The organism is Dyella terrae, assembly GCF_022394535.1.
GTDB lineage: Bacteria > Pseudomonadota > Gammaproteobacteria > Xanthomonadales > Rhodanobacteraceae > Dyella.
In genome coordinates this window covers 2,755,434-2,782,015 of sequence record NZ_CP089414.1, presented here as the reverse complement: position 1 = coordinate 2,782,015, position 26,582 = coordinate 2,755,434, and the positions used below count along the sequence as shown (strand labels likewise).

Sequence of the window (26,582 nt, the reverse complement as noted above, 5' to 3'; positions counted from 1 at the left end):
ATCCTGCGGTTCAGGCGCGCATTGTCGCCGATGTGGCCGGCGTAGTGCACGGCGCCAGCCCGCGTGGTTACAGCGATTCCGGCGGAACGCCGAGGAAGCTATCGTGCTTGCGGTAGTGATCCAGCGCGCGAGCCAAGTCGTCCAGCGTGGACGATGGATGATGCCGGCGCTGCACGAACAGCACCTCGGCGAAATCGGCTGCTTCGAGGAAATGGCGCAGATGGTGTTGCGCGGCGAAAGGCGGCAGGGCTTCGCCGTGGTCGGCGATCAGCGCGTCGTCTTCGTCGGCGACGTGCGAGAGATACAGCCGGCAGGTGGGGTCGGTCACGTGGCCGTGGATATAGACCCAGGCGTAGCGGTCCCAGCCGTCGCCTTCATCGAACGCGTCGGTGATGGCGTCGATGGCTTCGCGGAGAGTGATTAGTGCGGACATCGTCGAAGGCAACGCCGGCGAGCCGCAGATGCAGCTCGCCGGTCAAGCATCAGCCGCCAGTGGCGGCCTTTTCCTTCTGCTCGGCCATGCGCTTTTCCAGGTAGTGGATGTTCTGTCCACCCTGCTGGAAACCGACGTCAGCCATGATGCGCTGCTGCAACGGGATGTTGCACTTCACGCCCTCGATCACCGTTTCGGCAAGCGCCAGACGCATACGCGCAATAGCGGTTTCGCGATCCGGGCCGTGCACGATCAGCTTGCCGATCATCGAGTCGTAGTTCGGCGGAATGCGATAGCCGTCGTACAGATGCGTATCCACGCGCACACCCGGACCGCCCGGCGCCTCGAAGCGCTTCACCGTACCCGGCGAGGGCAGGAAGTTGTCCGGATCTTCCGCGTTGATGCGGCATTCGATCGCGTGGCCGTTGATCTTGATGTCTTCCTGGCGGATCGAGAGCTTCTCGCCTCCGGCGATCAGCAACTGCTCGCGCACCAGGTCGATACCCGTGATCAGCTCCGTCACCGGATGTTCCACCTGGATGCGGGTGTTCATCTCGATGAAGTAGAAGCGGCCGTCTTCGAACAGGAACTCGAAGGTGCCCGCGCCGCGATAGCCGATACGGATGCACGCGTCTACGCACACCTTACCGATTTGCTCGCGCAGCTCCGGCGTGATGCCCGGCGCGGGTGCTTCTTCCACCACTTTCTGGTGGCGGCGCTGCATGGAGCAGTCGCGTTCACCGAGGTGGATGGCGTTGCCCTGGCCGTCGGCAAGCACCTGGATCTCCACGTGGCGCGGATTCTCCAGGAACTTCTCCATGTACACCTGATCGTTGCCGAAAGCGGCTTTCGCTTCCTGCTTGGTCATGGTGATGGCGTTGCCCAGGTGCGCTTCGGTGCGAACCACGCGCATGCCGCGACCACCGCCGCCACCGGCGGCCTTGATGATCACCGGGTAGCCGATGTCGCGCGCAATGCGGATGTTCTCTTCCACATTGTCGCCGAGCGGACCACCCGAGCCCGGCACGCACGGTACACCGGCGGCCTTCATGGCGCGGATGGCTTCCACCTTGTCGCCCATCAGGCGGATCACATTGGCGGTCGGGCCAATGAAGATGAAGCCGGACTGCTCCACCTGTTCGGCGAAGTCGGCGCGCTCGGAGAGGAAGCCGTAACCCGGGTGAATAGCCTGGGCGTCGGTGATTTCCGCCGCAGCGATGATGCGCGGGATATTGAGATAGCTGTCGACGGACGGCGCGGGGCCAATACAGATCGACTCGTCGGCCAGGCCGACGTGCTTAAGGTTGCGGTCGGCGGTGGAGTGCACCGCCACGGTTTTGATGCCAAGGCTGTGGCAGGCGCGCAGCACGCGCAGCGCGATCTCACCACGGTTGGCAATGACGACTTTTTCGAGCATGGGCATAGAGGGTGGCCGGGCTTAGCCGATCACGAACATCGGCTGGTCGAATTCCACCGGCTGGCCATTCTCAAGCAGGATGGCCTTCACGGTGCCGGCCACGTCGGCCTCGATCTGATTGAACATCTTCATCGCTTCAATGATGCCCAGCGTCTCGCCGGCCTTGACCTGCTGGCCGACCTTAACGAACGCGGCGGCACCCGGGCTGGACGAAGCGTAGTAGGTGCCGACCATCGGCGCCTTTACTACGTGACCGGCGGGCAGTGCAGCCTCAGCCGGGGCGGCTTCGACAGGTGCTGCGACGGGCGCGGCGGCCACTGGCGCAGGCTGCATGGCCACCGGCGCGGGAGCCATCGTCACGGTGCCCTTGGGCACGCGCGACAGGCGGACCACTTCTTCGCCTTCCTTGATCTCAAGTTCCGCGAGGTTGGATTCCTCGAGCAGGTCGATGAGCTTCTTGATCTTGCGCAGGTCCATGTTTCAAACCTTTTCGTTGAGGCCGCCAGTGGGGCCGAAATGGAAAATCGTGGGCAGAAAGCCCGGTATCAGGAGGCGGACGCGCCAGCGCGGTCCAACCGGTTCAGGGCGGCATCCAGCGCCAGCCGGTAGCTATCTGCGCCGAAGCCGCAGATCACACCAACGGCAATGTCCGAGAGATAGGAGTGGCGGCGGAAGGCCTCGCGGGCGTGCACGTTGGACAGATGCAGTTCGATGAACGGGATCGCCACGCCGGCCAGCGCGTCGCGCAGGGCGATGCTGGTGTGGGTGAGGGCGCCCGGGTTGATCAGGATGATCGCCGTGCCATCCAGGCGGGCCTGGTGGATGCGGTCGATCAACGCGTGCTCGGCATTCGACTGGAGCGTTTCCAGGCTGTGTCCCGCCGCTTGCGCGCGCTGGGTCAGCTCGGCGTCGATATCGGCCAGGGTGTCGCGGCCATAAACTTCTGGCTCACGTACGCCCAGCAGATTGAGATTGGGCCCGTGCAGGACCAGAACCTTCGCCACGCCAGCATCCAGATTGCACCGGCGAGGCCGGCGTCCGGCGCGGAGTGTGCGCGTCCAGGCGGATGTTGTCCAGTTCGGCGCAGTTCGGCGATGTTTGAAGGAGAAGTCAAGGTTAAACCGTGCGGCGACGTATGGCCGTGAAAACCGCGTCAGGGCGCGGCTGGCGCGGCCCAAGCCTTGAGGTCATCCGCGTCCAGCGTGCCGCGCCGACTGAACAGCACGCGGCCGTTCTCGTCCAGAAGCACGCTGTACGGCAGCACTTCGCCGACGTTCCCCAATCGAAGCGATGTGCTGGGGCTGTCCAGGCTGCCCAGCAGAATGGGGTAGTTCACTGGGTGGGTGCTTAGGAATGCGCGCACCTGGGCCGGGTCGTCCATCGCAATGCCAATGATGATCGGGCCACTTTTGTCGGCGTGTTCGCCGACGTTGGCCTGCGCCTTTACCAATGCGGGCATTTCTTGCAGGCAGGGGCCGCACCAACTTGCCCAGAAGTTGAGCAGCACGCGGCGACCGCGGTACTCGGACAGACGATGTTCTTTACCGTCCAGCCCTGCCAGCGCCAGATCGGGGGCGATCTCGCCCTTTTCGGCCACATGTACGCCAGCGGGCACACGGGCACGCTGGCTGGCGTGTTGCAGCCAGCCGCCGGCAGCAGCGGCCAGAACGGCGGCGCCGAGGATGATCCAGTTGCTGCGACTCATCATGGGTTGGTGGCGACCGGTGTGCCCGCAGCCTTGGTCAGGGCTTCTTCCACCAGCGAAGAGGTCAGCACCGTCGGGAGGCGGTTGCCGTGGCCACCGTCTTTGGGAAACACCACATAGAGCGGTACGCCGGGCGAGTGGTATTCCTGCAGGAAGGCGGTGATGGCGGGATCTTCATTGGTCCAGTCGCCCTTCATGTAGACCGCGCCGGTCTTCTTGAGCAGGTCGCGGAAGGCGTCGGTGTCGAGCACGGCATGCTCGTTGGCCTTGCAGGTCACGCACCAGTCGGCGGTCATGTCCACGAATACGGGTGTGCCGGCCTTGCGCAGCTCCGCCAGCTTCGCGGGGGTGAAGGCGACGGTGCCGTTCGCGCTCACGGCACCTGCGCTGGCGGGCGCCGCCGCTGGCAGACGGACGAGTGCATACAGCGGTACAGCCGTGAGCAGGGCGAGCACGATCACCCACGAACGACTGGCGCTACCGCTCCAGCGGCTCTTTTCAAACCACCACAGCGTCATCGCGAGCAGCACCGCGGCCACCAGCAACAAGCCCACGGCGTCCGCACCGCGCTGGTTGGCGAGCACCCAGGCCAGCCAGACGGCCGCCAGATACATAGGGAAGGCCAGCACCTGCTTGAGCGTCTCCATCCATGCGCCCGGCTTCGGCAACAGGCGCGCCAGCGCGGGCACAAAGCCAATCGCAAGGAAAGGCAGGCACAGGCCCAATCCCAGCGTGAAGAACACCAGCATCGCTTGTGCAGCCGGTGCCGCGAACGCATAGCCCAGCGCCGGCCCCATGAATGGGCCGGTGCACGGGCTGGCCACCACGACGGCGAGCACGCCGACGAAGAAATCGCCGCGCCAGCCCTTCTGGTTTGCCAGCGAGCTGCCGACGTTGCCGAGCGATCCGCCGAACTGCACCACACCGGACATCCACAGGCCGGCGGTCAGCATGACCAGCGACAGTGCGGCGACCAACAGCGGGTATTGCAGTTGTGCGCCCCAGGCCTTGGCGAGCGCCACCACAGCGACGCCGAGTACAACGAAACTGGTCAGCACGCCGGCGCTGTAGGTCAGTGCATGGCTGCGGCGACGCGCGGGGCTTTCGCCGCTTTCGATCACCGATACCACCTTAATCGAAAGCACCGGCAGCACGCACGGCATCAGGTTGAGGATGAGTCCGCCGAGCAGCGCATACAGCAGCGCAATGCCCAGGCCTACTTCGCTGGTCCGTGCAGGCGGCATCTCCGGCGCGGGCTCGGCGACGGCGCCGCTGGTTGGCGCTGCCTCTCCCAGCGCGATCGGCAGTCCGCGAGTCATCACCGGGTAGCAGATGCCGTTGTCTTGGCAGCCTTGAAAACTTGCTTCCAAATACACGGTATCCCGGCCTGACGTATCGCCCTGGATCGCCACCGGCAGCTCAACCTGGTCGAAGTAGACGGTGGTCTTGCCGAAATGGGCATCCTGGTGTTCGGTGCCGGCTGGCCATTCGGGCTTGGCGAGCGTAAGGCTGCCAGCATCCTTTAGCTTCAATGCCGTCTGGTCGCGATACAGGTAATAGCCCTTGGGCATAGTCCAGCGCAGCAGCAGTTGCTGACGGCCCCTGACGATGGCTTGCAGTTGGAACGCCTGCTCAGCGGGCAATGCCGCGCCGTTGCTGACGCCGACCTTGGTCGAGCCAAGCTTGTTGAGCGCTGCACCTAGCGAATCCTCGCCAGCAGTCGCTGCGGCGGGCACGGCAAGCGTGAGCTGTTCGGTATGCGGCGGGTAGCAGATCTTCGGATCCACCTCGTGGCAACCCTGGTACTGCACGCTGAGCTTCAGCTCGGCGGTGCCGGCTGCGACCGTGTAGGGCAGGGTGGCGTCGACGCTATGGTGGTAGGTCTCCACGTCGCCCAGGTATTCGTCGTGGTGCTTCTCGCCATCGGGCAGTTGCGCGTCGCCCAGCGTCACGCCGTCGCCGGGCTTGAACTTCATGCGGCCGCGGTAGAGGTAGTAATCGGGCGCGATGGTCCAGTGCAGCTTTACCAGGCCAGGCGTGGAGGCATCGGCGGTGAGCTTGTAGGCCTCGGTGACCGGCAGCAGGCCGTCAAGGTCGTCCTGCGCCAGCGCGGGCAGCGCGCCGAGCAGCAGGCAGAGCAGAGTAAGGAAGCGTGCGGCCAACCGGCCGGGGTGAATCAGGCGCATTGCGGCTCCGGCATGGGAGAAGCCCGCGCCAAGGCGCAGGGCGAAAGGGGATTATGGCGCAGCCCGCACCTTCAGGCTCACCGGGGAGAGACCTCCGCTGCTCAGGCGCGTTCCGTCATTACTTCGCTCGGGGTGCCGCCGCGGTTACGCAGCCCCACCAGACCGGTGGTCAGCGCCACACCCAGCAGGATCACCACGCAGCCGCCGCCCATCGCCAGCGTCACCGGCTCATGCAGGAAGAGCAGCCCCCACATCACACCGAATACCGGGATCAGAAACATCACCACCATGCTGCGCGATGCGCCCACGCGGGCCATCAACCCGTAGAACAGTACATAGGCGAGCGAGGTACAGATGGCCGCCAGGCCCAGCACGGCCAGCCACGACGTCCATCCCGGGGTCTGGGTGGGCCACATCCAGACGGTGAAAGGCAGCAATAACAGCGCGGCGGCCAGTTGGCTTCCGGTGGCGACGCTGAGCGGCGTGACACCACTGCGCAAGCGGCGGTGGCTGTAGTGCGCGCCGAAGGTGTAACAGACGTTGGCACCCAGGCAGGCGGCCATGGCCCAGCCCATCGCATGCGCGCCACCGCTGAAACCCACGGTGCCAGCCACCAGCCACACCACACCGCTGAAGCCGACCACCAGGCCGCTGGCTTGTATGGGGCTCAGCTTCTCGCCCAGCAGCATCCAGCCCGACAGCGCCACCAGCAACGGCGCGATGGCGTCGGAAATGGCGGAGACACCGGCCGGCAGACTTTTCGCCGCAAAGGAGAACAGCACGAACGGCAGCGCCGAATTGGCGATGCCGACGATGGCGATATCGCGCCAATGCGTGCGCATCTCGACCAGCCGCACACGTGTCAGCAGCGGGATCGAGCAGATCGCCGCGCCAATGGCGCGCATGCCCGCCAGTGCCATGCCGCCGAACTCGTCGGCGCCCATGCGCATGAACAGGAACGAGGCGCCCCAGATGGCTCCCAGCAACAGTAGTGCGGCGATGTCGGAGGTTTTCATGGTGGTGTCTGTCTTTGTTGTTGACCCGTCGAGCGACGACTAGGGGGCATTGCTCTTGCTCGTCATTCCGGCGAAGGCCGGAATCCAGTAGCGGTCTCGTTGGGTTTTCGCGAAAGACAATCACCGGTCTCGCGACAACCCGCCACTACGGAAACTGGATTCCGGCCCTTGCCCCCTTTTGTGGGGTGCGCCGGAATGACGGCGATGGAAGTCTCGCCATTCCTGCCAGAGATAGAAGGCTAGCCGCCCATAGTGTCAGAACCTGTCAGCAGACTTCACGCTTCAGGCTTCGATCCTTGCCCGAACAGCACCAGGCGCTCCTCGTCGGTCAGCGCCTGCTTGGGCCGGTAGGCGTTCTCCACACCCTCGTACGTGCGTAGCGTGGCGGGGCGCTGCGACATGGCGATGAACCAGCGCTCCAACTGTGGAAAGTCCGCCAGGTTCTGGCCGTGCGCCTCGTGCGGCACGATCCACGGGTAGCAGGCAACGTCAGCGATGGAAAACTCGCCGCAAATGAACTCGCGCCCTGCCAGCTGGCGATCGAGCACGCCATAGAGGCGGGCCACCTCGCGCGTATAGCGGTCGATGGCGTACGGCACTTTCTCCGGCGCATACACATTGAAGTGTCCGACCTGGCCCGCCATCGGGCCCAGTCCGGAGACTTGCCAGAACAGCCACTCCAGCACTTCCATGCGGTCGGCCGTGTCTTTGGGGATAAACCGACCAATCTTCTCGGCCAGATAAAGCAGGATCGCGCCGGATTCGAACACGGCCAGCGGCTCGCCGCCGCCGGCGGGTGCATGGTCGATGATGGCGGGAATCTTGTTGTTCGGCGAAATGGCCAGGAACTCCGGCTTGAACTGCTCGCCCTTGCTCAGACTCACCGGCGTGATGAAGTAGGGCAGGCCTGCTTCTTCAAGGAACAGCTTGATCTTCAGGCCGTTGGGCGTGGCGGCGAAGTACAGCTCGATCATGGCGGATCTCCGTGAGATGACGTGGAGCAGTGTCCCGGTTTCACTGGTCTTGAAAAAGATCCAGGTCAAGGGAATTCTTTAGGACCAGTCAACTCGCCCGGATGCCGGCATGGACCACCCCCTGGCTTTCCCGTTGGACATCCCCGTGCGCGGCCGGTTGCAGGCGCTGCATGGGCAGTTGCGAGCGGCCATTCTGGACGGACGGCTGCGCACCGGGCAGACCCTGCCTTCGACCCGGGCGCTGGCTACCTCGCTGAACGTGTCGCGGAACACCGTGGTGGCCGCGTACGACCTCTTGCTCAGTGAAGGCTACGTGGTCTCGCGACAAGGCGCGGGTTACGTGGTGGCGCATGCCGGCCCTACGCAGGCGGGCGCTCCGCCGCCGAGTGCTGGAGGCGAGATGCGGTTGCAGCCACGCTGGCGCGATGCGATCGCTCCGGCGCCCATGACCGCCTTGCCACCATCACGTTATGACCTGCGCGTGGGGATGCCCGATGTCTCGCGCTTTCCCTTCGAGGCGTGGCGCAAGCTGTCCGCCCGGGCCTTGCGTCCGCTCACGCGCGCCATGTCCGTTTACGACGCCGTCGAGGGGCGGGAGGCATTGCGCGAGGCGATTGCGGGGCATGTGTCGTTTGCGCGCGCGGTGACCTGCAGTGCGGCCAACGTGATGGTGACGGGCGGTGCGCAACAAGCCTTCGACCTGCTGGCGCGCATTCTGGTGACGCCCGGCCACACGGTGGTCGCGGTGGAAGATCCCGGCTATCCGCCGTTGCGCGCGACCTTCGAAGCCGCCGGCGCCCGCGTGACGCCCGTGCCGATCGACGAGGAGGGCCTCATCGTGGAGCGCATTCCACCTGACGCCCGCGTTATCTATGTCACCCCATCCCATCAGTTCCCCTCCGGCATGGCGATGTCACCGGCGCGGCGCGTGGCCTTGCTCGACTTTGCGCGGCAACAGGGCGCAGTGATCATCGAAGACGATTACGACGGTGAATTTCGCTACGGCGGGCGTCCACTCGACGCACTGCAGACGCTGGATCGCGACGGCTCGGTGTTCTACGTCGGCACGTTCTCCAAGAGCCTGTTTCCGACCCTGCGCCAGGGTTACGTCGTGGCACCGAGCTGGGCCATGGCGGCACTGGGCGCAGTGCGCCAACTGGTGGATCGGCACAGTGATCTGCTCGCCCAGGACACGCTGGCCTGGTTCATCACCGAAGGCCATCTCGCGCGGCACGTGCGCAAGATGCGGCGCATCTACGCGGAACGCCGTGAAGCCCTGCTGGAAGGCCTCTCTCGGCACGCCGACGAGGCCTTGCGACCACTCGCATCGGACGCCGGTCTGCACATCGCCGCCGAACTGAGGTGGCCGGTAGACGCGAGCCGGCTGGTCAGGGACGCCGCCATGAAAGATATGCGTATCGAAGCGCTGGGCGATTACGCCATCGGCGAGCACAAGCCCAACGGCTTGGTGTTCGGTCTCGGCGGTATACCGGCCACACGCATGGACGAAGCGACACGCTTGCTGGCGCGATTGCTCCACGAGTACCGCCCGCGCTGACGCTGGTTCCCTCGTTTTCGCGCCCACTGGACCTGTCCGGCCGTTGGGCAGCGGAGGAGCATGCGAGCTCTCCCAGCCAAGGATGCTCGCCGTGCGTTACTTCGCCTCGCTTTGTCTGCTCGTGTGTTGCATGGTGGCGTATGCCTCCGAGTCTGGTCAGTCACGCGCTGAGATAGCCGGGCGCAGCCTGATTGGCCAACCTGCACCGCACATAGTGCTCAAGACCATCGACGGCCAGACCATCGACCTCGGTGCGCTCTACGGCAAGAAAGCCGTCTACCTGAAGTTCTGGGCCACCTGGTGCGTGCCGTGTCGCGAACAGATGCCGCACTTCGAACGTACCTATGAACAGGCCGGCCCCGACATGGTCGTGATCGCCATCGACGTGGGCTTCGATGACAGCGTCGAGGAAGTACGCAAGGCGCAGAAACAGTTAGGGCTTGGCATGCCGATCGTGTTTGATGATGGGTCGCTGGGCGAGGCCTTTCATCTGCGGGTTACACCTCAGCATGTGGTGATCGGTCGTGACGGCCGCATCTTGTACGTAGGGCACGAGGCGAACGACAAGCTGGATGCCGCGCTTGCGCAAGCACGCAGCCGCTCATCGGCGCAGATGGCCTCGGCTGCCGCGCCGAAGGACGAGCCGCACTACGACGTCGGTGATCGCGTGCCCGCATTCAACGTGCAAACGCTGAGTGGCCCGTCGCTACCGGCCTTCGGCGCGAAAGCCGGGAAGCCCACCGTGCTGCTATTCCTTTCGCCGTGGTGCGAGTCATACCTCGCCACGAGTCGTCCCGCGTTGGCGCAGAGTTGCCGCGCGGCGCGTGAACGCGCTGACGTGCTGGCACGCGACAACCATGCGCAGTGGCTGGGCATCGCCTCAGGGTTGTGGGCCAGTCGCGAAGAACTGGCCGACTACCAGCGCGAACACCACATCGTCATGCCGCTGGCACTGGACGACTCAGGTACGTTGTTCCGTCGCTTTCGGGTGATGCACGTACCCACGGTGATCGTGCTGGATGAGCAGGGCAAGGTGCTTCGCCGTAGCGAAGATGTGGATGCCGCGCTGCCCTCGCAGCAGTCTGCTGTCACGGTGCGCTGATCATGCGCGCCGCTCACATTCTCGTTTGGATAACGGCGCTTGCCTTGACGATGCCAGCCATGGCGACGCACGACGAGTCGCTGCTGACGGCGGCGTTGACGCGCGCGCCAGGTCAATTCATCGAAGCCTTGCGTGTCACTTATGCGCCAGGTGAATCATCCAAGCCGCATTCGCATGATCGCGATGCTTACGTCTATGTGCTGCAAGGTCACGTGCGCAGCCAAGTTGAAGGCCAGCCGCTGCGCGTGTTCGCGGCCGGCGAGAACTGGTTCGAGCCGGCCGGCGCACGCCACCTGGTCAGCGCCAACGCCAGCGATAGCGAGCCGGCCACGTTCCTGGTGGTGTTCGTGGGTGCGCAGCGAACTCAAACCGGGCGATAACGCTCCAGTGCGTCGCCGAGCATTTCCTTGAGCGGGCCGAGGTAGGGTGCGTACTTCGTCCACTGGTCCAGGCCGTCGCGGAAGATCGGGCGACGCACCTGTTCCGAGCTGGCGGTGCGGACGCTGCGCTCCGTCTTGTGGAAGTCGAGGCACGAAGCCTCGAAAGGCAGCCCGCAGAAATCGAGGATGCGCCGAACGTTGCCTTCCAGGTCATCCACCACGTCCTCGTGATGCACGCGCAGCACACGTCCCGGCAGCACCGTGTCCCAGTGCTCCATCAGATCCAGGTAGGTGCGGTAGTAGCGCGCGATATCTTCCATGCTGTAGGTGAACTCCTGACCGCTGGCAAATAGCTGCTTGAGGTTGCTGAAACAGCAGGCCATGGGTTCGCGACGCGCGTCGATGATCTTCGCGTTGGGAAACATCAGGTGGATCAGGCCGATGTGCCGGAAGTTGTTCGGCATCTTGTCGATGAAACGAGGCGCCTCGCCGCGATAGATGCGAGTGTCGCGAAGGTATCGTCCGCCTAGCTCGCGGAAAGTCTCCGGCGGCACATCGGCGAGCACGCCTGGGTAACGCGGATCGTCGAAATCAGGCTCGCGCCCTTGCAGTTCAAGCACGATACGGGGGATGTCGGCGAGCTCTTGCGTGCCGTCGACCTGCGAATGCGAGGCGAGGATCTGCTCCAGCAGCGTGGAGCCTGCGCGCGGCAGGCCGACGATGAAGATGGGGTCGGGGCTGGGGTCGCCAAGGCCTGCGCGAGCGGCGAAGAACTCGCGCGTGCATACGGTGATCTGCCTGCGCGTATTGGTTTCGATGATCTCCGGACGGTAACGGCTCTCCGCGCGTTTGAGCGCGTTGCCACGCGCATAGTGTTGCCAGGAAGCGTCATGGTCGCCCCGATCCTCGAACGCTTTGCCGAGTGCGAAACACAGGTGATAGCGATCCACGGTTGGCGTGTCCGCTGCCGCTTCCCCTGCGGCCATGCGGGCGATCTCGTCGTCGCTGAAGCGATACGTCTTGAGATTCGCCAGGCTCCAGTACGCATCGCCAAAGTGCGGCCTTGCCGCGATGGCGGCGTGATAGGCGTCGATGGCGTCGCTGCGCTGGCCTTGCGTCTTCAACGAATGGGCGAGGGAGAGATGCAGGTCTGCCGCGCCAGGTATTTCGCGCAGCAGCGCGCGATACAGCCCGATGGCGCGCTCGTGCTCGCCCAGCCCGACGCAGGCGCTGGCATGCAGCGTGCGGTAGTCCAGGTGCTGCGGATCCATAGCCAACAGCTTCTCCATCTCCTCGCATGCGCGCTGGTACTGGTGGCGCTCGAACAGCACCTTGGCGTAGTCGAAGCGGGCGGCATGAAAGTCGGGTGCGATTTCAAGCACGGCAGTGAGCAGGGTGTCGGCGTCGTCCAGCACGTCGCGCGCGACGGCAATGCGCGCCAGCAGGCGCATGCCTTCGACATCGTGGCCCGTGCGCTGCAGGTAAGGTCGGATGAGCTGCTCGGCTTGGGTCAGTTCACCGTCGGAGACCAGGCTGGTGGCCTGCACCACCTCGGGCGCGAGGCGCTTGAGTGTTGCGACGTGTGAGGCCGCGGTGGCCGCGTTGGCGTGATCGCCGGTCATGCGGTAAAGGCCTTCGAGCAGGTTCCAGCTCGAAGGTAGCGCGGGGTTGAGGTTGACCGCGCGCAGCAGTGCGTCGATCGCCTGCGGTGCATCGCGCTGGACGACGTAGCAGTGGCCGCGCTCCTCGTGGAGTCGACTGAAATGGGGATGCCACCGTTCGAGATCGATGAGCGTGTTCAGTGCTTCATCGACTTGTCCAAGGTATCGCTGGCTCTTGGCGATGAGGTGCAGCGCATCGCGGTTCTCCGGCACGTCAGGCAACAGAGATTGCGCCAGCGTCAGCGCTTGCGCGTGCTCCCCCATACCCTGCAGTTGGCGTACGCGCTGGACTTGCTGTTCGACGGACATCTGAGGTGGCTCGGCTACGACGGCGTTCATGCGTTATCGATGGGTTGAACGGAAAAGGGGTGGGCCTAAGCCCACGGTAGAACGGAAGAGGGGTGGGCCTAGGCCCACCCCATGCTATGTGCCGATCTGCGACGGCAAGATGTCAGAACTTGAATCCGAACTTCACGCCGACCACGCGTGGGCGCAGGGGCACCTGTGACTGGATGAACTGGGCCGACGAGGTGAACACGCTGGCGTGGCTGTTGCTCAAGTTGGTGCCGTAGAGCGACAGGTCCCAGGCATCCTTCGCGATACCCAAGGAGGCGTCGTAGGTCGTGTAGCCCGCCTGCAGGTAGCGCAAGTCCACCGTGGTCGGGTACAGCACGCCTTCGCCGCTGGGGTAGGTGGCCGGCTGGTTGTACATGGAGCCGGTATGGCTGGCGCCGACCATGGCGAAGGCCTTGTAGTTGCCGTTGAAGGTCCAGTCATAGCGGGCGCGCAGGTTGAACTGCGAGCGGGGCGAGAAGGCCGGCTCGCTGCCGGAAGCGCCGAACGGGTTCGCGAACGGCTGCACGCCTTGGCCGGCGATAAGCACCTGGGTGATACACGCGCCGTAGGACGGTGTGTTCGGGATGTTGCCCACAAGGCACGGCGAATTGGTCTGCTTGGACTTGTTGAACGAGCCCGAGCCCATCAACGTCAGGCCGTCGGTGACACGTCCCTCGAACTGCAGTTCCACGCCGTCCACCTTGTAGTTCGGGCCGTTGACGCCGAACGTGGTGTTGCCGAGCACCAGCGGGTTGAAGAACTGCATTTGCACGTTGTCCCACTTCATGTGGTACAGCGAGCCGTTGAGCAGCAGGCGATCGTCGAAGAACGTGGTCTTGAAGCCGATCTCGTTATTGGTGAGGGAGTCCGGCGCGTAGCTGAGCGGCTTGCTGTACTGCGGGCCGTCCGGTCCCTTGGCCACATCCTTGGTGGTGCGGTTGAACGCACCCGGGCGGAAGCCCTGCGAGAAGGTGTAGTAGACCATCGCGTCGGACGTGACGTGCCAGACCAGGTTCGCGCGGCTACGGAAGCCGTGGTACGCGGCGTTGAGGTTCTCTGCAGTCATGCTGGTGGCGTCGCCGCCCACGCACTGGCCGTTGGGCACGTTCACGCAGTTGGAACCCGTGGAGTACTGCGAACCGCGCTGGTACTCGGAGTAGTGGTAGTAACGCGTGCCAGCGGTCGCGGTGAGCACCTCGGGGATGATGTCGTAGGACACCGAGCCGAACGCAGCGATCTGCCGGTAGCCACGCTGCTCATCTTCGCCGAACGCCGTGCTGTCGCTTCGCTGGCTGGCGTCCATCTTCGCCGTGCCCGGATAAGGCACCACGTTGGCGACGCATGGTGCACCGCCAGCAAGCGCCGAGGAAAGATTGGGCGGCGTGCAGGACGGGATGGTCTTGTAGTTGAAGTTCATGTCGTCGAGGATCTGGAAATCCTCGTAGTACAGGCCGCCGATGGCGCGCAGGCGATTTTCTTCCGGCGTGCTGAAGCGCAGCTCATGACTCAGGTGCGTGCTCTTGACCTGATCGTTCCAATAGCCGATCGGGGAGTAGCAAGTCGGCTTGGTGCCAGCGCCCAGGCCGGAGCCGCCGGAGCAGGTGTAGTACCAGCCGCCTGCGGCGCGGGCGTAGTTGGTGTAGTCCTGCTGTTCGCTGATGTGACGGTCGGTGTAGCCGCCGGTGTACACCATCGAGACGTCGCCGATCTTGCCGTTCAAGGTCCACGCGGTGTTGGAGTTGCGGTCCTTGTCCCAGGCGGGCGCGAATGCGGTGGTCTGCAGCGGCTGCAGGGTCTGGCCGTCCGAACCGATCGGATAGGTCGACGACTGGCCTTGCGCATCCATCTCCTGATAGCTCTGTGCGATCAACACATTCCAGTCGTCATTGAACTTATAGAGCGCGGACACGCGGGCGCCCTGATAATCGACCGGATTCCAGTCCTTCTGCGCGACGGAGTTGTTGTTGGCTGTCGGGCTGCCGGGCACAGCGCAGTAACCGGTGCTGGTGCCCTGGCCATTCGGGCACAGGCCGCCGGTCGGCTTGATGTTGGCGTAGAAGTTGCCGCCATCGTTGTTGTTGCGGGTGAACGTGCTCGGCACGTTGTCGATGTAGCCGCCGCGATGGTCGTTGTAGATCACGCCGCGTAGCGCAAAGGTGCCCGGGATGATGGGCAGGTTAAGTACCGCGTTGGCCGAGTTGTTCGGATCGCCGCCGGCGGTCACGCCGGTGCTCGCCTCCACGTTGCCGCTGACCTTGTCCAGGTTGGGCTTGTTGGTGATGTAGCGAACCGCGCCAGCTTCAGCGCCGCCGCCGAACAGCGTGCCCTGCGGGCCTTCGAGTACTTCCACGCGCTCCATGTCCACCATGTAGACGTCGAGGTTGCGTGCCGGGAACTGCATCGACTGGTCGTCGAGGTAGACAGCGACGTTGGGGAACGGCGCGATGGATGCGCTCGACTGGTTGCCCAGGAAACCCGTGCTGAGGCCGCGCATGTAGATATTGCCCTGACCCGGACCGTTCTCCGCGAACGTGACGTTGGGCAGATACCGGATGATGTCATCGAAGGTGTCGACGTGGAGCTGTTGCAGCATCGTTCCGGTGAACGCCTGCATGGTGATCGGCACATCCTGCATGTCTTCGTTGGCATGCTGCGCTGTCACCGTGATCGCGCCGAGCGTGGATACGGATGCATCCGCAGTCGGCGCCGGGGGCGGCGCTGCCGGTGGCGTGGCATCGTCGGCATAAGACACACGAGCGACCGCAAGCGCGGCAAGCACCGCGCAAGTGATTGGATTGATCTTCAAGACTGTCTCCCCGAAACGTGAAATGGCCAAACGGCGTCGGCCGGTCGATTGCTGCGATGGGCGCAGGCTAGGGAGGGCGGGTGAAATGCGAATGACTGGGACTAGGCAACTATTGCCCGTTGTCTATGCGCGTCAGTGGCGATAGAACTTACGATGTTTATGCTGGCCGCAACATTGACAGCGCGGCGTCAGCTACGGCGTATGGCAGACGTTTGGCCGTCCGTAGCGCCTAGAGCCGTTGCGCGCCCGCGACCCATACGGAACGGACCACGGATTGTGTGCGATGCATGCGTACGCGAAGCAAGTCAGCACGTAGTCCTTCGCCAAGGCGTCCGCGGTCGCCGAAACCCAGCACGTCAGCGGGCGTGCTGGTGACCGTCGCCACCGCTTCGGGCAGTGTCCAGCCGGCTTGCTCATGCAGGATGAAGGCGCCCTGCAACAGGCTGGTCGGCATGTAGTCGGAAGAAAGAATATCCAGGCAACCCGCGCGCGCCAGCGTGATCGCCGCAACGTTGCCGGCATGCGAGCCACCGCGCACCAGGTTGCTGGCGCCAGCGACGATGTGCAGGCCATGTTCCCGGGCTGCCTGTGCGGCTTCCAGTGTGGTGGGGAACTCGCTGATGCGCGCGCCCACGTCGACGGCTTCGTCCACATGGGCAACGTCGGTATCGTCGTGGCTGGCGACCAACAGGCCATGGCGGTGCGCCAGACGCATCACGCCGGCCAACTGCAGGTCGCGATGCTGGCTCTGCTGTTCGCGGCGTTCCGCCAGTACCGCAGCGAACTCTTCATCGCTCCAGCTGATCCCGCTGCGGCCGTAGTACGTGCGGTACTGGCGCACGTCGTGGTACTGGCGCTGGCCTGGTGTGTGATCCATCACGGACAGCAAGCGCAGGTCCTTGCGAATCATCAGTGGTTCGGCCAGCTCCAGTAGCCCTGGCCAGCTCAGTTCGCAGCGCAGATGCAGGTAGTGCTCACAGCGCAGCAGGTCGTGATCCCGCGCCTCGTCGAGCGCGATCAGGGCGTTGCGTAGCGTGTCGATACGACCGCCGTCTTGTTCCAAGTCACCCAGCGATAGCGCATCCAGCACGGTGGTGATGCCGGCGGCCACCAGTTGGGCGTCGTGCGCCAGCATGGCCGGCAGGGCGGGCCATGCCGCGCCAGCGCGTGGGAGTAGGTGTTTCTCGAGATTGTCGGTGTGTAGCTCGATCAGGCCGGGCAGCAGGAAATCACCCTCGAAATCGATGGCGCCATCCGGCAGCTCATCGCCGGCCCAGAGCCGTTCGATGCGGTCTCCGCGGATGTCGGCGCCGCCCACGATCACCCGGTCGGGCAGGATCAGACGCGCTCGCGCAATGCGCCATGTATCACCGTGCGCCAATGTCATCCCCCCGAAAACTGGCTTACCCATACTCATTATCCGATCTCAACCACCGCCAGCCAGTGTGGGCCAGGAAAATGCAGGAATGATGGCAATCCTCTTCCAGCCGCCGGATCGTTCATGCGATGTGCCGGTATGGCGACAGATCGAACAGCAAGTGTTGCAGCAGATCCGCAGCGGCCAGCTTCGCGGTGGCGCCAAGTTGCCATCCGCACTGGAGCTGGCACGGCAGTTGCGCGTGAACCGGCATACCGTTCGGCGCGCGCTCGATGCGCTGGAGGAGCGCGGTGCGATCCATGGCGATCCGGCGCGCGGGTTGCGCGTGCGGGAGGAGTGCTACGACTACGCCATCGGCCGGCGCACCAGCTTCAGCCGCAACATGAACAACCTCAACGTGACGTCGGGCAACAAGGTGTTGGGTACTGCGCTGGTGATGCCGCCGCAGCGCGTGGCCGAATCGCTGGCGCTGGCGCGTGGGGAGCGGGCGTGGTGGATCGAGTCATCTGCCTACGCAGAAGGACGTGTGCTCGACCATGGCCAGGCATGGTTTTCGGCGGCGCGTTTTCCGCGCCTTGGCGAGGTGTTCCAGCGCACGGGCTCGGTGAGCCGCACGCTGGCGGAGTTCGGCATCTCTGATTACTTCCGCAGCTACACCCGCGTAACGGCGCGTCTTGCTGGCACCGCCACGGGCATGGTGCTGGACCAATCGCCAGACCTGCCCGTGCTGGAAGTCGAATCGCTCAATGTGGACGGACAGAATCAGCCCGTGCAGTACGGGCTGACCTGTTTCGCGGCGGAGCGTGTGCAGTTGGTGCTTTCGACTACCGAGCGCTGATGTTCAGTGCGCGGTGGCGACCATCGGCGTCGCGGTCTCGGCCTTTAGCTGACCACTGACCACTTCCTCGGCAAGGCCGAACGAAAGCGTCATGCCCAGCCCGCCGCCACCGATGCCGTTGACGATGGTGACACCCGGTTCGGCCTCGATCACCAGCTCGCTACGCTTTCCGTCGGTGAGCTTGGCGTAGATGCCGTGCCAACTCTGTTTGACGTTCCAGCTCGGCAGATCCAGCACGCTGCGCAGATAGTCGACAATCTTGCGATTGATCGAGCTCTCGTTGAAAGGTTCGTGCGTGTGGCCGTATTCGTGCGAGTCGCCGATGGTGATTTCGCCCAGCCCATTCTGCGCGGCCATCACGTGGATGCCTAGCGCGATCAGATCGGCGTACTGCTCGGACAGTCGCTCACGCATGCGCCCGATGCTCGGGGTGGCATGGAAGCCGCTGTAATGGGCCATGGTGAGGCCGCCGCACACCACCGGGCCGAGCTGGAACGGCGTGGGCTGTGCTTCCAGTCGCAGCATTTGCAGCTTGCACTTGGTGATCGCAAGACGCTCGAACAGTTCGGGATAAAGCGTTTCGAAATCCGTACCGCCGGCCACGTAGATAAGGTCGGCGCCGTAGCGACGCCGACCGCTCCACACCCACGGATGTTCGATGCGCGTAACGGCCTGTCGCCAGTGGAACTCCACGCCGTAGCGCTCGGCCAACCATGCGGGCAGGTTGCGGATGGCTTCGCGCGGATCCACCACGAGCTCGTCGGTGCTCAGTAGCGCGCCGCGCAGACCGTTCGCCACGACGCCGGGTGCATGTTGGCGCACCTGCGCGGGGTCGAGCGTGCGCGACGGGCGAATACCCTCGTTCATCGCCGCGTATTCGTTCATCACCGCCCACTCGTCGTCGTGATACGCGGCGATCAAGCTGCCGCTGGGCGCGGACCAGGTGCCGGTGGCGTTGCAGAACTCGCGCCACACTTCGCGCGAGCGCAGTGCGCGCGCATACAACGGACCATTGGGCACGCCGATCGGCCAGATGGTGCCGAAGTTACGTACCGATGCGCCTACCGAACGCTCGTGGCGATCGAACACCGTGACCTTGTAACCGGCTTCGGCGAGCGCGCGGGCCATGGCCAGCCCGACAATGCCTGCACCGACCACGATCGCGGTGCGTGTTTGCGACTTACTCATAAACGGCTGCTTTCCATCTTCAGAGGTGACAACGGTGCCGGCGCATGTCCGTTCTGGCGGCCATGCCACCAGAACCAGCGCGCGGCGAGTGCGATAAGCACGAGGCCGAGCAGGCTGCTGATCAGCACGGCGCGTTCGAAGAACTGCGTCCAGTTGAGCTGCAGGGCGAGAAACTGTCTGACCAGCAGCACTGCAACGCTGCCTAGGTAGCCGGAGGCATCGGCGAGGTACATCACGAACGAGACGGTGCCGGCGACGCGGTACGTCGCCATCATGCGTTCGAAGAACATGCCATTGAGCGGGATGTAGCCGAGATAGAGGCCAAAACCCACCAGCGTCATCCAGGTCAGTGGCGGCAACTGGTGGTGCGCGAACAACAGGGTGCTAAGCGCCGCGCAACACAGGCCGCCTGCGATCAACGCATGGTTGAGCATGAATGCACGCATGTTGTCGCGCACCAGCGACAGCGATGCGGTGAGCATCAGTACGCCGATGCCGATGGGCGTGTCCACTTCGCCAAATACCAGGGCGCTGCGGCCGAAGCCGAGGTCGCGGAAAATCTCCGTATCGAAATTCTCGCGGAAGTCGCGCAGCACAGTCAGCAATACGTACAGCGGCACGATCAACAACAGACCGGGCAGAAAGCGATGCATGAACTGCCGACGCGCTTCACGATTCATGCGGCCGCGCGGTGCGCGTGCAGCAATGTCCTCAGCGCTGGGTGGCGGTATACGCGTAAGTACACGCAACGACAACAGTAGGGGCGGTACGAACACGAGCCCGGTGAGGAACGGCATCCAGTGATCGCTGACGCCAGCCAGCAACATGGCCTTGCCCACCCCTTTGACTACGCCTGAGGCGAAGATAAAGCTGGAGGCGAGGATGGCGCCCATCAGCTCGGTCGCCTGCCGGCCTTCGATGTAACCGAACACCAAACCCCACACCATGCCCAGCGGCAGGCCATTGAGGAACAGGAACACGATGCCCGGCACAGGCGGTGCCAGCGCGAAACCCAGCAGGGCCAGCCATGACAGCCCGATCAGCCACAGGATGGCGCTCGCACGCCGCGAAGGCTGTAGCTCCGGCACCATGCGGATGCCCCAAAGCTTGCTCAGTGCATAGCCCAGCACCTGGGCGATCACCAGCCAGATCTTGTAGTCGATGCCCAGCCAGCTCATGCCTTCATAGCTGGCCGCGCTGAACGGCTTGCGGAAGGCGTACATGCACGAATACACGCAGAACGCGGCGATGCCGGCGACCAGCGGCAACAGCTTGGATGACCAGCGGGAAGTGGGCCCGGAGGAAGAGGAGAGAGGATTCATGGCCGGCGTCAGGCCACGCGGGATGGGGCGAAACGATCAAGTAGCGCGGGCAGCTCCTGCAGGCCATCGAGCACGACGTCAGGACGATGCGTGAGCAACTCGGCGCGGGTGTACGCACCGGTGGTCACCGCCACAACCAGGCCGCAGGCTGCGGCGCGGCCTTCGCGAATGTCCACCTCGGTATCGCCGACCTTAAACACGCGCGCGGCATCGGTGACGCCGCACTCGGCCATCAATGCGCGGATCATGTCGGGCGCGGGGCGGCCCTGGGGCACCCGGTCTGCCGAGATCGCCGCGTCGATCAGGCCGCGTTCGCGCCAGTCGAAGCGCTCGATCAGGCATTCGGCGATGTCCTGCGAGAACGCAGTGTTGAGCGCCACCTTGATGCCACGCTCATGCAACCAGGCGAACGTGTCCTCGGCGCCCGCCATGGGGCGCACCGCGTCGTGCGTGCGGTAGCAAGTGAGCATGCGTTGCACGAAGTCGTCGTGCACGACAGCGACCTGCGCATCGTCTGCCGGCAGATCATGCGCGGCGAGCATGCTGCGGATAGCGGCGGGCTTGGTGTAGCCCATCAAGGCGCGCAGTTCGGGCACGGCCGCGTTGCAGCCGGCCTGGGCCAGCGCCTCGCCCAGCGCCTGCACGACCAGATCCGGATCGTGCACCGTGGTGCCCGCCATATCGAAAACTGCCAGTTCGAACGTCATATCGCCTCCCGTGATGGGGAGGCATGCTGACGAGCGGCGATGGCGCGCCCGTGACGCGGATACGGACAGTCGCGGTGGACTGTCTAGTCAATCGCGGCGGATGAGATGTCTCGCGCGCTTTGGGCGCTGCCGATGGCGCTGGTTGGAGCCTGTTCGCGGCCTCCGTTTGACTTTGCAGTGGAACGACATTCGTCCCTCACTGTCATCCCCGCGAAGGCGGGGATCCAGTGCCTTTAAGCGCCACAGAGACAAAAGCCGCTGGATCCCCGCCTTCGCGGGGATGACGGTGAGGTCATGGCGAGACCGCGTTGAGATTGTGAACAGGCCGCGGATCAGCCCGGGTCGCGCACCCAATCCAGGTAGGGGCGGTGACCCTCGGCCACGGGAACGGCGATCAGCTCGGGCAGTTCGTAGGGATGCAATGCGACCAGCCGTTCCTTCAGCGCGGGGAAGCGTGCGGCGGTGGTCTTGATAAGCAATAGCTCCTCGCTATCCGTGACCACCTCGCCTTTCCAGCGATAAGTGGACGCCACCGCGGGGATACGGTTCACACAGGCAGCCAGGTGTTCGCCCACCAGGGCTTCGGCCAGCTTCTGCGCGCTGGCGACGTCGGGGCAGGTGCAATAGCAGAGCAGGACGGTATCGGACATCACGACCTCGACATCAGCCCGTAGTTGGCGAACTTGGCGAGCACATCGGCAACCTCTTGGTCCGTCAGCATCGCCGGCGTACCGATCTGCAGGGACAGCACGTACTGCCGGGCCAGATTCTCCACCTCCACGGCCCGCCACATGGCCTGGGCGAGGGTGGTTCCCAGCGCGATCATGCCGTGGTTGGCCATCAGGCAGGCCAGCCGGCCCTCTAGCGCGGCCAGCACCGCGTCGGACAGCGCCTGGGTGCCGTAGGTGTAGTAGTCCGCGCAGCGGATGGAGTCGCCGCCGCCCACGGCGATCATGTAGTGGGCCGGCGGAATCGGCTTTCGGCACATGGCCAGCGCCGTGGCGTAGGGCGGATGCACATGGACCACCGCCCCGGCGTCGGGGCGGGCGAGGTAGATGTCCCGGTGGAAGCGCCACTCGCTGGAAGGGCGCTGGCTTGCCGGCCAATGGCCGTTGCGGTCGACGAGAACGATGCCCTCGGGGGTGATGTCCTCATACGGTGTGCCGCTGGGCGTGATCAGAAAACCTTCGCCACAGCGGGCACTTAGGTTACCAGAGGTGCCCTGGCTGAGGCCGGAGGCGGCCAGTTTGGCGCCTTGGAGGACAAGGTCCTGGCGTAGCGTCAGCTCATCGCTCACGGGTGGGTCCCGATGGGGTGCAGGCGGGCATGGTGGTCGGTCCCGGTCCGGGTGTCGATAGCGGCAGAAAGGCGAATTTCGGCGCTCCCGGCTCTTGAAAGCCTCTGGCCGCTCCCCCATTCCAAGTTTCAGCCATCGGACGGACGCCTCTTGCAGGGGGCTTTTGCGTCGTTATTATTGGCACTCACCTCCGGGGAGTGCTAACAGCGCCGACAAAGGCGCCGCTCCGGGGTCCCGAATCCTGTTCAACCATTCAACCGAAGCTGGAGCCCACCCATGAGCAAACTGCGTCCGCTGCACGATCGCGTCATCGTCAAGCGCCTCGAAGAAGAGCGTGTCTCCGCTGGCGGCATCGTCATTCCCGACAGCGCCACCGAAAAGCCGACCCGCGGCAAGGTTATCGCTGCCGGTACCGGCCGCATCCTGGAAGACGGCAAGGTCCGCCCGATGTCCGTCAACGAAGGCGACACCGTGCTGTTCGGCAAGTACGCCGGCCAGGAAATCAAGATTGACGGCGAAGAGCTGGTCTTCCTGAAGGAAGACGACATCGTGGCTGTCATCGAAGCCTAATTTGAGTCCGCTGGGGTTTAAGCGCGACAGACGCGCTCTGTAGAAACCCCGTCGCGAGCTTTCCCATTTTTAATCAAAATTTTTGAGGCAAAAATTTTATGGCAGCTAAAGAAGTTCGCTTCGGCGAAGACGTTCGCGCTCGTATGCTCAAGGGTGTGAACACCCTGGCCAACGCCGTGAAGGTCACCCTGGGTCCGAAGGGCCGCAACGTGGTGATCGAGAAGAGCTTCGGCGTTCCGACCGTCACCAAGGACGGCGTCTCGGTCGCCAAGGAAATCGAACTGGCCGACAAGTACGAGAACATCGGCGCGCAGATCGTCAAGGAAGCCGCTTCCAAGACCTCCGACGTTGCTGGCGACGGCACCACCACCGCCACCGTGCTGGCCCAGGCGTTCATCCAGGAAGGCCTCAAGGCCGTTGCTGCCGGCATGAACCCGATGGACCTCAAGCGCGGTATCGACCAGGCCGTCACCGCCGCCGTGGCTGAGCTGAAGAAGCTCTCCAACCCGACCGCTGACGACAAGGCTATCGCCCAGGTCGGCACCATCTCCGCCAACTCCGACTCCGCCATCGGCGAAATCATCGCCACGGCGATGAAGAAGGTCGGCAAGGAAGGCGTGATCACGGTCGAGGAAGGCTCGGGCCTCGAGAACGAACTCGACGTGGTCGAAGGCATGCAGTTCGATCGCGGCTACCTGTCGCCGTACTTCATCAACAACCAGCAGTCGCAGCAGGTTGAACTGGACGACCCGTTCATCCTGATCCACGACAAGAAGATCTCCAACGTCCGCGAACTGCTGCCGGTGCTCGAAGCCGTTGCCAAGGCCGGCAAGCCGCTGCTGATCGTCGCCGAGGAAGTGGAAGGCGAAGCGCTGGCCACCCTCGTGGTCAACACCATCCGTGGCATCGTCAAGGTTGCCGCTGTGAAGGCGCCGGGCTTCGGTGACCGTCGCAAGGCCATCCTGGAAGACATCGCCATCCTCACCAATGGCGTCGTGATCTCCGAGGAAGTGGGTCTGGCCCTTGATAAGGCCACCATCACCGACCTGGGCCGCGCCAAGCGCGTGGTGATCACCAAGGAAAACACCACCATCATCGACGGTGCTGGTGAAGCTGAGCGCATCCAGTCGCGCATCAGCCAGATCAAGGCGCAGATCGAAGAGACCTCTTCGGACTACGACCGCGAGAAGCTGCAGGAGCGTGTGGCCAAGCTGGCTGGCGGCGTCGCCGTCATCAAGGTTGGCGCTGCCACCGAAGTCGAGATGAAGGAAAAGAAGGCCCGCGTCGAAGACGCCCTGCACGCCACGCGCGCTGCGGTGGAAGAAGGCGTGGTCCCGGGCGGCGGTGTCGCTCTGATCCGTTCGCTCAAGGCCGTCGAAGGCCTGAAGGGTGCCAACGCTGACCAGGATCTGGGCATCGCCATCACCCGTCGCGCCTTGGAAGCCCCGCTGCGCGCCATCGTCGCCAACGCCGGTGACGAGCCGTCCGTGGTCCTGAACAAGGTGAAGGAAGGCAACGGCAACTTCGGCTACAACGCTGCCACCGGTGAGTTCGGCGACATGATTGCCTTCGGCATCCTGGACCCGACCAAGGTGACCCGTTCGGCCCTGCAGTTCGCTGCCTCGGTGGCTGGCTCGATCATCACGACCGAAGCGGCCGTGACCGAAGTGCCGAAGAAGGACGAAGGCCATTCGCACGGTGCGCCGGGCGGCATGGGCGGCATGGGTGGTATGGACTTCTAAGTCCACGCCTTCCAGGCATCGCAACACCAGAAAACCCCGCCTTGTGCGGGGTTTTCTTTTGGGCGCGGGCAACGCGGCAAACAACAGGCCATGCCCGCACGTCTATTCAGAACAATTCAGAGCGATTCAGTACTGGAATCAGGACTTTGGAGCGGGGCAGCGCCTACAAGGTGACTCGCTGGCGACGGCGTGGCCAGTCGGCAGCGAATCGATTTCCCCTTCCAAGGAGTGCGTATGAAACGTTTGCGATTTATCGCCCTGGCGGCGTGGTTGCTGATGGCAGGTGCCGCCCATGCGATGCCAGTGACGTATACGGTGGCCACCAAGATCTCGCGGGTATCGTTCACCATCGAGCATCAGGGCTTCATTCAATTGTTCGGCACGCTGAGGATGGCGCCAGGCACGTTCACGTTCGACGAAGCGGATTGGTCAAAGTCGCAGGTGAACGTCACTCTGCCGACCAGCACGCTGGACATGGGCGATGCCCACTGGAACCAGCAGATCCGTGGCGACAAGGAGTGGATGCCCCTGTTCAGCCATCCAACCATCACGTTTCGCAGTACCCGGCTGGAGAAGAAGGACGACACCCACGGCACTCTGTACGGTGAGTTGACCCTGGGCGGTGTCACGCGTCCGATGGAACTACCGCTGCAGCTCAACAAGGTGGGCATCAACGCGGTATCGGAGCAGCCCTCCGTCGGATTCTCGGCAGCGACGACGATCAAACGTTCGCAGTTCGGTATCGACGGCTACAGCGACCTGGTGGGTGACGACATCAAGGTACAGATCCAGCTCGAGGCCGCGGTTGGGCCTGATCCGGGAGCACCGCAGGCGGCCCATCGATAGAAGCCTTCAGGGTTTTGACGACTTCACTGGCGATGTCGTCCTGGATCATCAGCTTGTCGTCCCAGCTGCGGTCATAGGTTTCCGACCAGACGACGAAGCCGTCATCGGCGCGCACCAGGCGCGCCGCGACCCGCAAGGTAGTGCCTGATTTGCGCACGCTGCCGTCGAACACGTAGGCAACGTCGAGCGCACGCGCAACGTCGGTGACCGTGAACTGCTTGCCCTTGTAGTAGAACGATGCGGTTGGCGCCGGCACGCGCAAGCCAGGCACCTGGCTCAGCCTGTCGATTAATTCCTCGGTCATCCCGTCTGCGAAGGGCTCTTCGTTCATCTCATCGGTGAGATCCAGCAGAGGTAGTACGGCAACGGAGCGGGCAGGAGGCTGCGCCGTTGCCGTTGACGAGTGGGGGCGTTCTTGTCGTAGGGCTAACCCGCTGATGACCCCCGCGATGATCAGCAGAACTACCGCGATGATCAGTGGGCGATGCGTCGAACGGCGGGGCGTTTGCGGCAAGCGCTCCGCCACCACCGGCCCGGCGGATACCGTCGCCGGAGGGTGGGACAGCACTTCCACCGGTGCGATCAGTCGATAGCCGAGACGCGGCACGTTCGCGATGTACGCAGGTTGCTTGGGATCGTCGCCCAGCTGTCGGCGCAACGTGGCGATGGCCTGATACACAGAATCGGGCGTGACGATGACCCCGGTCCAGGCCTCATCCAGCAGTTCGTCGATGCTCACCACCTGACCGGCGCGCTCGGCGAGGCACATCAATAGCCGCATGGTGCGCGCATCCACCCGTACGAGCTCGCCATCGCGCGAGATTCGGCCCAGGGCGGGTTCGACCTGCCAGTTCCCGATGCGATAGCCCGCGATGCTGTCCATCTGTAACCACCCTTGGTTCATGGGTATGGCTGGGATCTACGACCTGGCAAAGGTGCCGGATTGTGATCGGCGCGTCCAACGGCCGCACCGGGGCGCGATGGTCATCACCTGTGAGGTCTTGGGTGAGGGGCCGTGTTTCCCCGCCCGGCGCTCAGGATGGAAGCGGTCAGTCCGCCCTATCCCAGGGGCCATGCCCGGATGCTGTAGCGGGCGCTGCCAACCCTCAGCGTAATTTTT

General features: G+C 64.2%; 24 protein-coding genes. 7 read left to right on the top strand and 17 right to left on the bottom strand.

The features are described from left to right. Positions 1-67: 67 nt before the first annotated feature. The 8 genes from DYST_RS12050 to DYST_RS12015 all read right to left on the bottom strand — a co-directional run bounded on the left by DYST_RS12050 (position 68) and on the right by DYST_RS12015 (position 7,731). Positions 68-433: a DUF7716 domain-containing protein gene (locus tag DYST_RS12050; protein WP_239945896.1), complete on the bottom strand. Its 366-nt coding sequence runs from the start codon at positions 431-433 to the stop codon at positions 68-70. A gap of 49 nt (positions 434-482) precedes the next feature. Beyond that, entirely contained in the window at positions 483-1,850 is a 1,368-nt protein-coding gene (gene accC / locus DYST_RS12045; RefSeq protein ID WP_102301102.1) for an acetyl-CoA carboxylase biotin carboxylase subunit, read from the bottom strand. A 21-nt stretch (positions 1,851-1,871) separates the two neighbouring features. After that, entirely contained in the window at positions 1,872-2,327 is a 456-nt protein-coding gene (gene accB / locus DYST_RS12040) for an acetyl-CoA carboxylase biotin carboxyl carrier protein (protein WP_102300951.1), read from the bottom strand. A gap of 68 nt (positions 2,328-2,395) precedes the next feature. Continuing rightward, on the bottom strand, positions 2,396-2,854 hold the full coding sequence (gene aroQ / locus DYST_RS12035; protein ID WP_239945895.1) for a type II 3-dehydroquinate dehydratase: 459 nt from the start codon (positions 2,852-2,854) through the stop codon (positions 2,396-2,398). A gap of 149 nt (positions 2,855-3,003) precedes the next feature. After that, positions 3,004-3,558: a TlpA family protein disulfide reductase gene (locus DYST_RS12030; protein ID WP_239945894.1), complete on the bottom strand. Its 555-nt coding sequence runs from the start codon at positions 3,556-3,558 to the stop codon at positions 3,004-3,006. Beyond that, on the bottom strand, positions 3,555-5,741 hold the full coding sequence (locus tag DYST_RS12025) for a protein-disulfide reductase DsbD family protein (RefSeq protein WP_239945893.1): 2,187 nt from the start codon (positions 5,739-5,741) through the stop codon (positions 3,555-3,557). The genes DYST_RS12030 and DYST_RS12025 overlap by 4 nt, the downstream gene beginning before the upstream one ends. Before the next feature lie 101 nt (positions 5,742-5,842). Beyond that, positions 5,843-6,757 carry a DMT family transporter gene (locus DYST_RS12020; RefSeq protein ID WP_239945892.1) on the bottom strand — a complete coding sequence of 305 codons (915 nt, stop codon included), beginning with the start codon at positions 6,755-6,757 and terminating at the stop codon, positions 5,843-5,845. A gap of 275 nt (positions 6,758-7,032) precedes the next feature. Then, entirely contained in the window at positions 7,033-7,731 is a 699-nt protein-coding gene (locus DYST_RS12015) for a glutathione S-transferase N-terminal domain-containing protein (RefSeq protein ID WP_239945891.1), read from the bottom strand. A gap of 109 nt (positions 7,732-7,840) precedes the next feature. On the opposite strand from DYST_RS12015, the gene DYST_RS12010 reads away from it, so the two are divergent. From DYST_RS12010 to DYST_RS12000, 3 genes are all read left to right on the top strand, one after another. Beyond that, on the top strand, positions 7,841-9,289 hold the full coding sequence (locus DYST_RS12010; RefSeq protein WP_239945890.1) for a PLP-dependent aminotransferase family protein: 1,449 nt from the start codon (positions 7,841-7,843) through the stop codon (positions 9,287-9,289). Between the two features lie 91 nt (positions 9,290-9,380). Beyond that, a complete protein-coding gene (locus DYST_RS12005; RefSeq protein WP_239945889.1) occupies positions 9,381-10,391 on the top strand; it encodes a TlpA family protein disulfide reductase in 1,011 nt (336 codons plus the stop codon). A gap of 59 nt (positions 10,392-10,450) precedes the next feature. After that, positions 10,451-10,771, top strand: a complete 321-nt coding sequence (locus DYST_RS12000; protein WP_239945888.1) for a cupin domain-containing protein — start codon at positions 10,451-10,453, stop codon at positions 10,769-10,771. Here the strand turns inward: DYST_RS12000 and DYST_RS11995 are convergent. The 3 genes from DYST_RS11995 to DYST_RS11985 all read right to left on the bottom strand — a co-directional run bounded on the left by DYST_RS11995 (position 10,756) and on the right by DYST_RS11985 (position 16,985). Beyond that, positions 10,756-12,771, bottom strand: coding sequence for a tetratricopeptide repeat-containing sulfotransferase family protein (locus DYST_RS11995; RefSeq protein ID WP_239945887.1), 2,016 nt, complete (start codon positions 12,769-12,771; stop codon positions 10,756-10,758). The two genes, DYST_RS12000 and DYST_RS11995, sit on opposite strands and share 16 nt — an antisense overlap. Before the next feature lie 112 nt (positions 12,772-12,883). Continuing rightward, the gene (locus tag DYST_RS11990; protein ID WP_239945886.1) at positions 12,884-15,574 is read right to left on the bottom strand and encodes a TonB-dependent receptor; all 2,691 of its coding nucleotides are present in this window, start codon (positions 15,572-15,574) and stop codon (positions 12,884-12,886) included. Positions 15,575-15,803: 229 nt separating this feature from the next. Then, positions 15,804-16,985: an alpha-D-ribose 1-methylphosphonate 5-triphosphate diphosphatase gene (locus tag DYST_RS11985; RefSeq protein ID WP_239945885.1), complete on the bottom strand. Its 1,182-nt coding sequence runs from the start codon at positions 16,983-16,985 to the stop codon at positions 15,804-15,806. A 55-nt stretch (positions 16,986-17,040) separates the two neighbouring features. On the opposite strand from DYST_RS11985, the gene phnF reads away from it, so the two are divergent. Then, positions 17,041-17,790 (top strand): phosphonate metabolism transcriptional regulator PhnF, encoded by a 750-nt coding sequence (gene phnF, locus DYST_RS11980; protein ID WP_239945884.1) that lies wholly within the window; start codon positions 17,041-17,043, stop codon positions 17,788-17,790. Between the two features lie 3 nt (positions 17,791-17,793). On the opposite strand, the gene DYST_RS11975 is transcribed toward phnF, so the two are convergent. From DYST_RS11975 to DYST_RS11955, 5 genes are all read right to left on the bottom strand, one after another. Beyond that, positions 17,794-18,978: a TIGR03364 family FAD-dependent oxidoreductase gene (locus tag DYST_RS11975; RefSeq protein ID WP_239945883.1), complete on the bottom strand. Its 1,185-nt coding sequence runs from the start codon at positions 18,976-18,978 to the stop codon at positions 17,794-17,796. After that, positions 18,975-20,300, bottom strand: a complete 1,326-nt coding sequence (locus DYST_RS11970; RefSeq protein ID WP_239945882.1) for a DUF5690 family protein — start codon at positions 20,298-20,300, stop codon at positions 18,975-18,977. The genes DYST_RS11975 and DYST_RS11970 overlap by 4 nt, the downstream gene beginning before the upstream one ends. A gap of 8 nt (positions 20,301-20,308) precedes the next feature. Beyond that, the gene (locus DYST_RS11965) at positions 20,309-21,007 is read right to left on the bottom strand and encodes an HAD family hydrolase (protein ID WP_239945881.1); all 699 of its coding nucleotides are present in this window, start codon (positions 21,005-21,007) and stop codon (positions 20,309-20,311) included. Positions 21,008-21,339: 332 nt separating this feature from the next. Next, entirely contained in the window at positions 21,340-21,657 is a 318-nt protein-coding gene (gene cutA / locus DYST_RS11960; RefSeq protein WP_102300964.1) for a divalent-cation tolerance protein CutA, read from the bottom strand. Continuing rightward, complete coding sequence (locus DYST_RS11955; RefSeq protein WP_239945880.1) at positions 21,657-22,304, bottom strand: class II aldolase/adducin family protein; 648 nt, start codon at positions 22,302-22,304, stop codon at positions 21,657-21,659. The genes cutA and DYST_RS11955 overlap by 1 nt, the downstream gene beginning before the upstream one ends. Before the next feature lie 276 nt (positions 22,305-22,580). On the opposite strand from DYST_RS11955, the gene groES reads away from it, so the two are divergent. The 3 genes from groES to DYST_RS11940 all read left to right on the top strand — a co-directional run bounded on the left by groES (position 22,581) and on the right by DYST_RS11940 (position 25,462). Then, positions 22,581-22,874: a co-chaperone GroES gene (gene groES, locus DYST_RS11950; protein ID WP_102300965.1), complete on the top strand. Its 294-nt coding sequence runs from the start codon at positions 22,581-22,583 to the stop codon at positions 22,872-22,874. A gap of 98 nt (positions 22,875-22,972) precedes the next feature. After that, on the top strand, positions 22,973-24,616 hold the full coding sequence (groL, locus tag DYST_RS11945; protein ID WP_102300966.1) for a chaperonin GroEL: 1,644 nt from the start codon (positions 22,973-22,975) through the stop codon (positions 24,614-24,616). A gap of 234 nt (positions 24,617-24,850) precedes the next feature. Beyond that, the gene (locus DYST_RS11940) at positions 24,851-25,462 is read left to right on the top strand and encodes a YceI family protein (RefSeq protein WP_239945879.1); all 612 of its coding nucleotides are present in this window, start codon (positions 24,851-24,853) and stop codon (positions 25,460-25,462) included. Here DYST_RS11940 and DYST_RS11935 read toward each other — a convergent pair. Further along, the gene (locus tag DYST_RS11935) at positions 25,392-26,345 is read right to left on the bottom strand and encodes a winged helix-turn-helix domain-containing protein (protein WP_239945878.1); all 954 of its coding nucleotides are present in this window, start codon (positions 26,343-26,345) and stop codon (positions 25,392-25,394) included. The two genes, DYST_RS11940 and DYST_RS11935, sit on opposite strands and share 71 nt — an antisense overlap. Between the last annotated feature and the right edge of the window lie 237 nt (positions 26,346-26,582).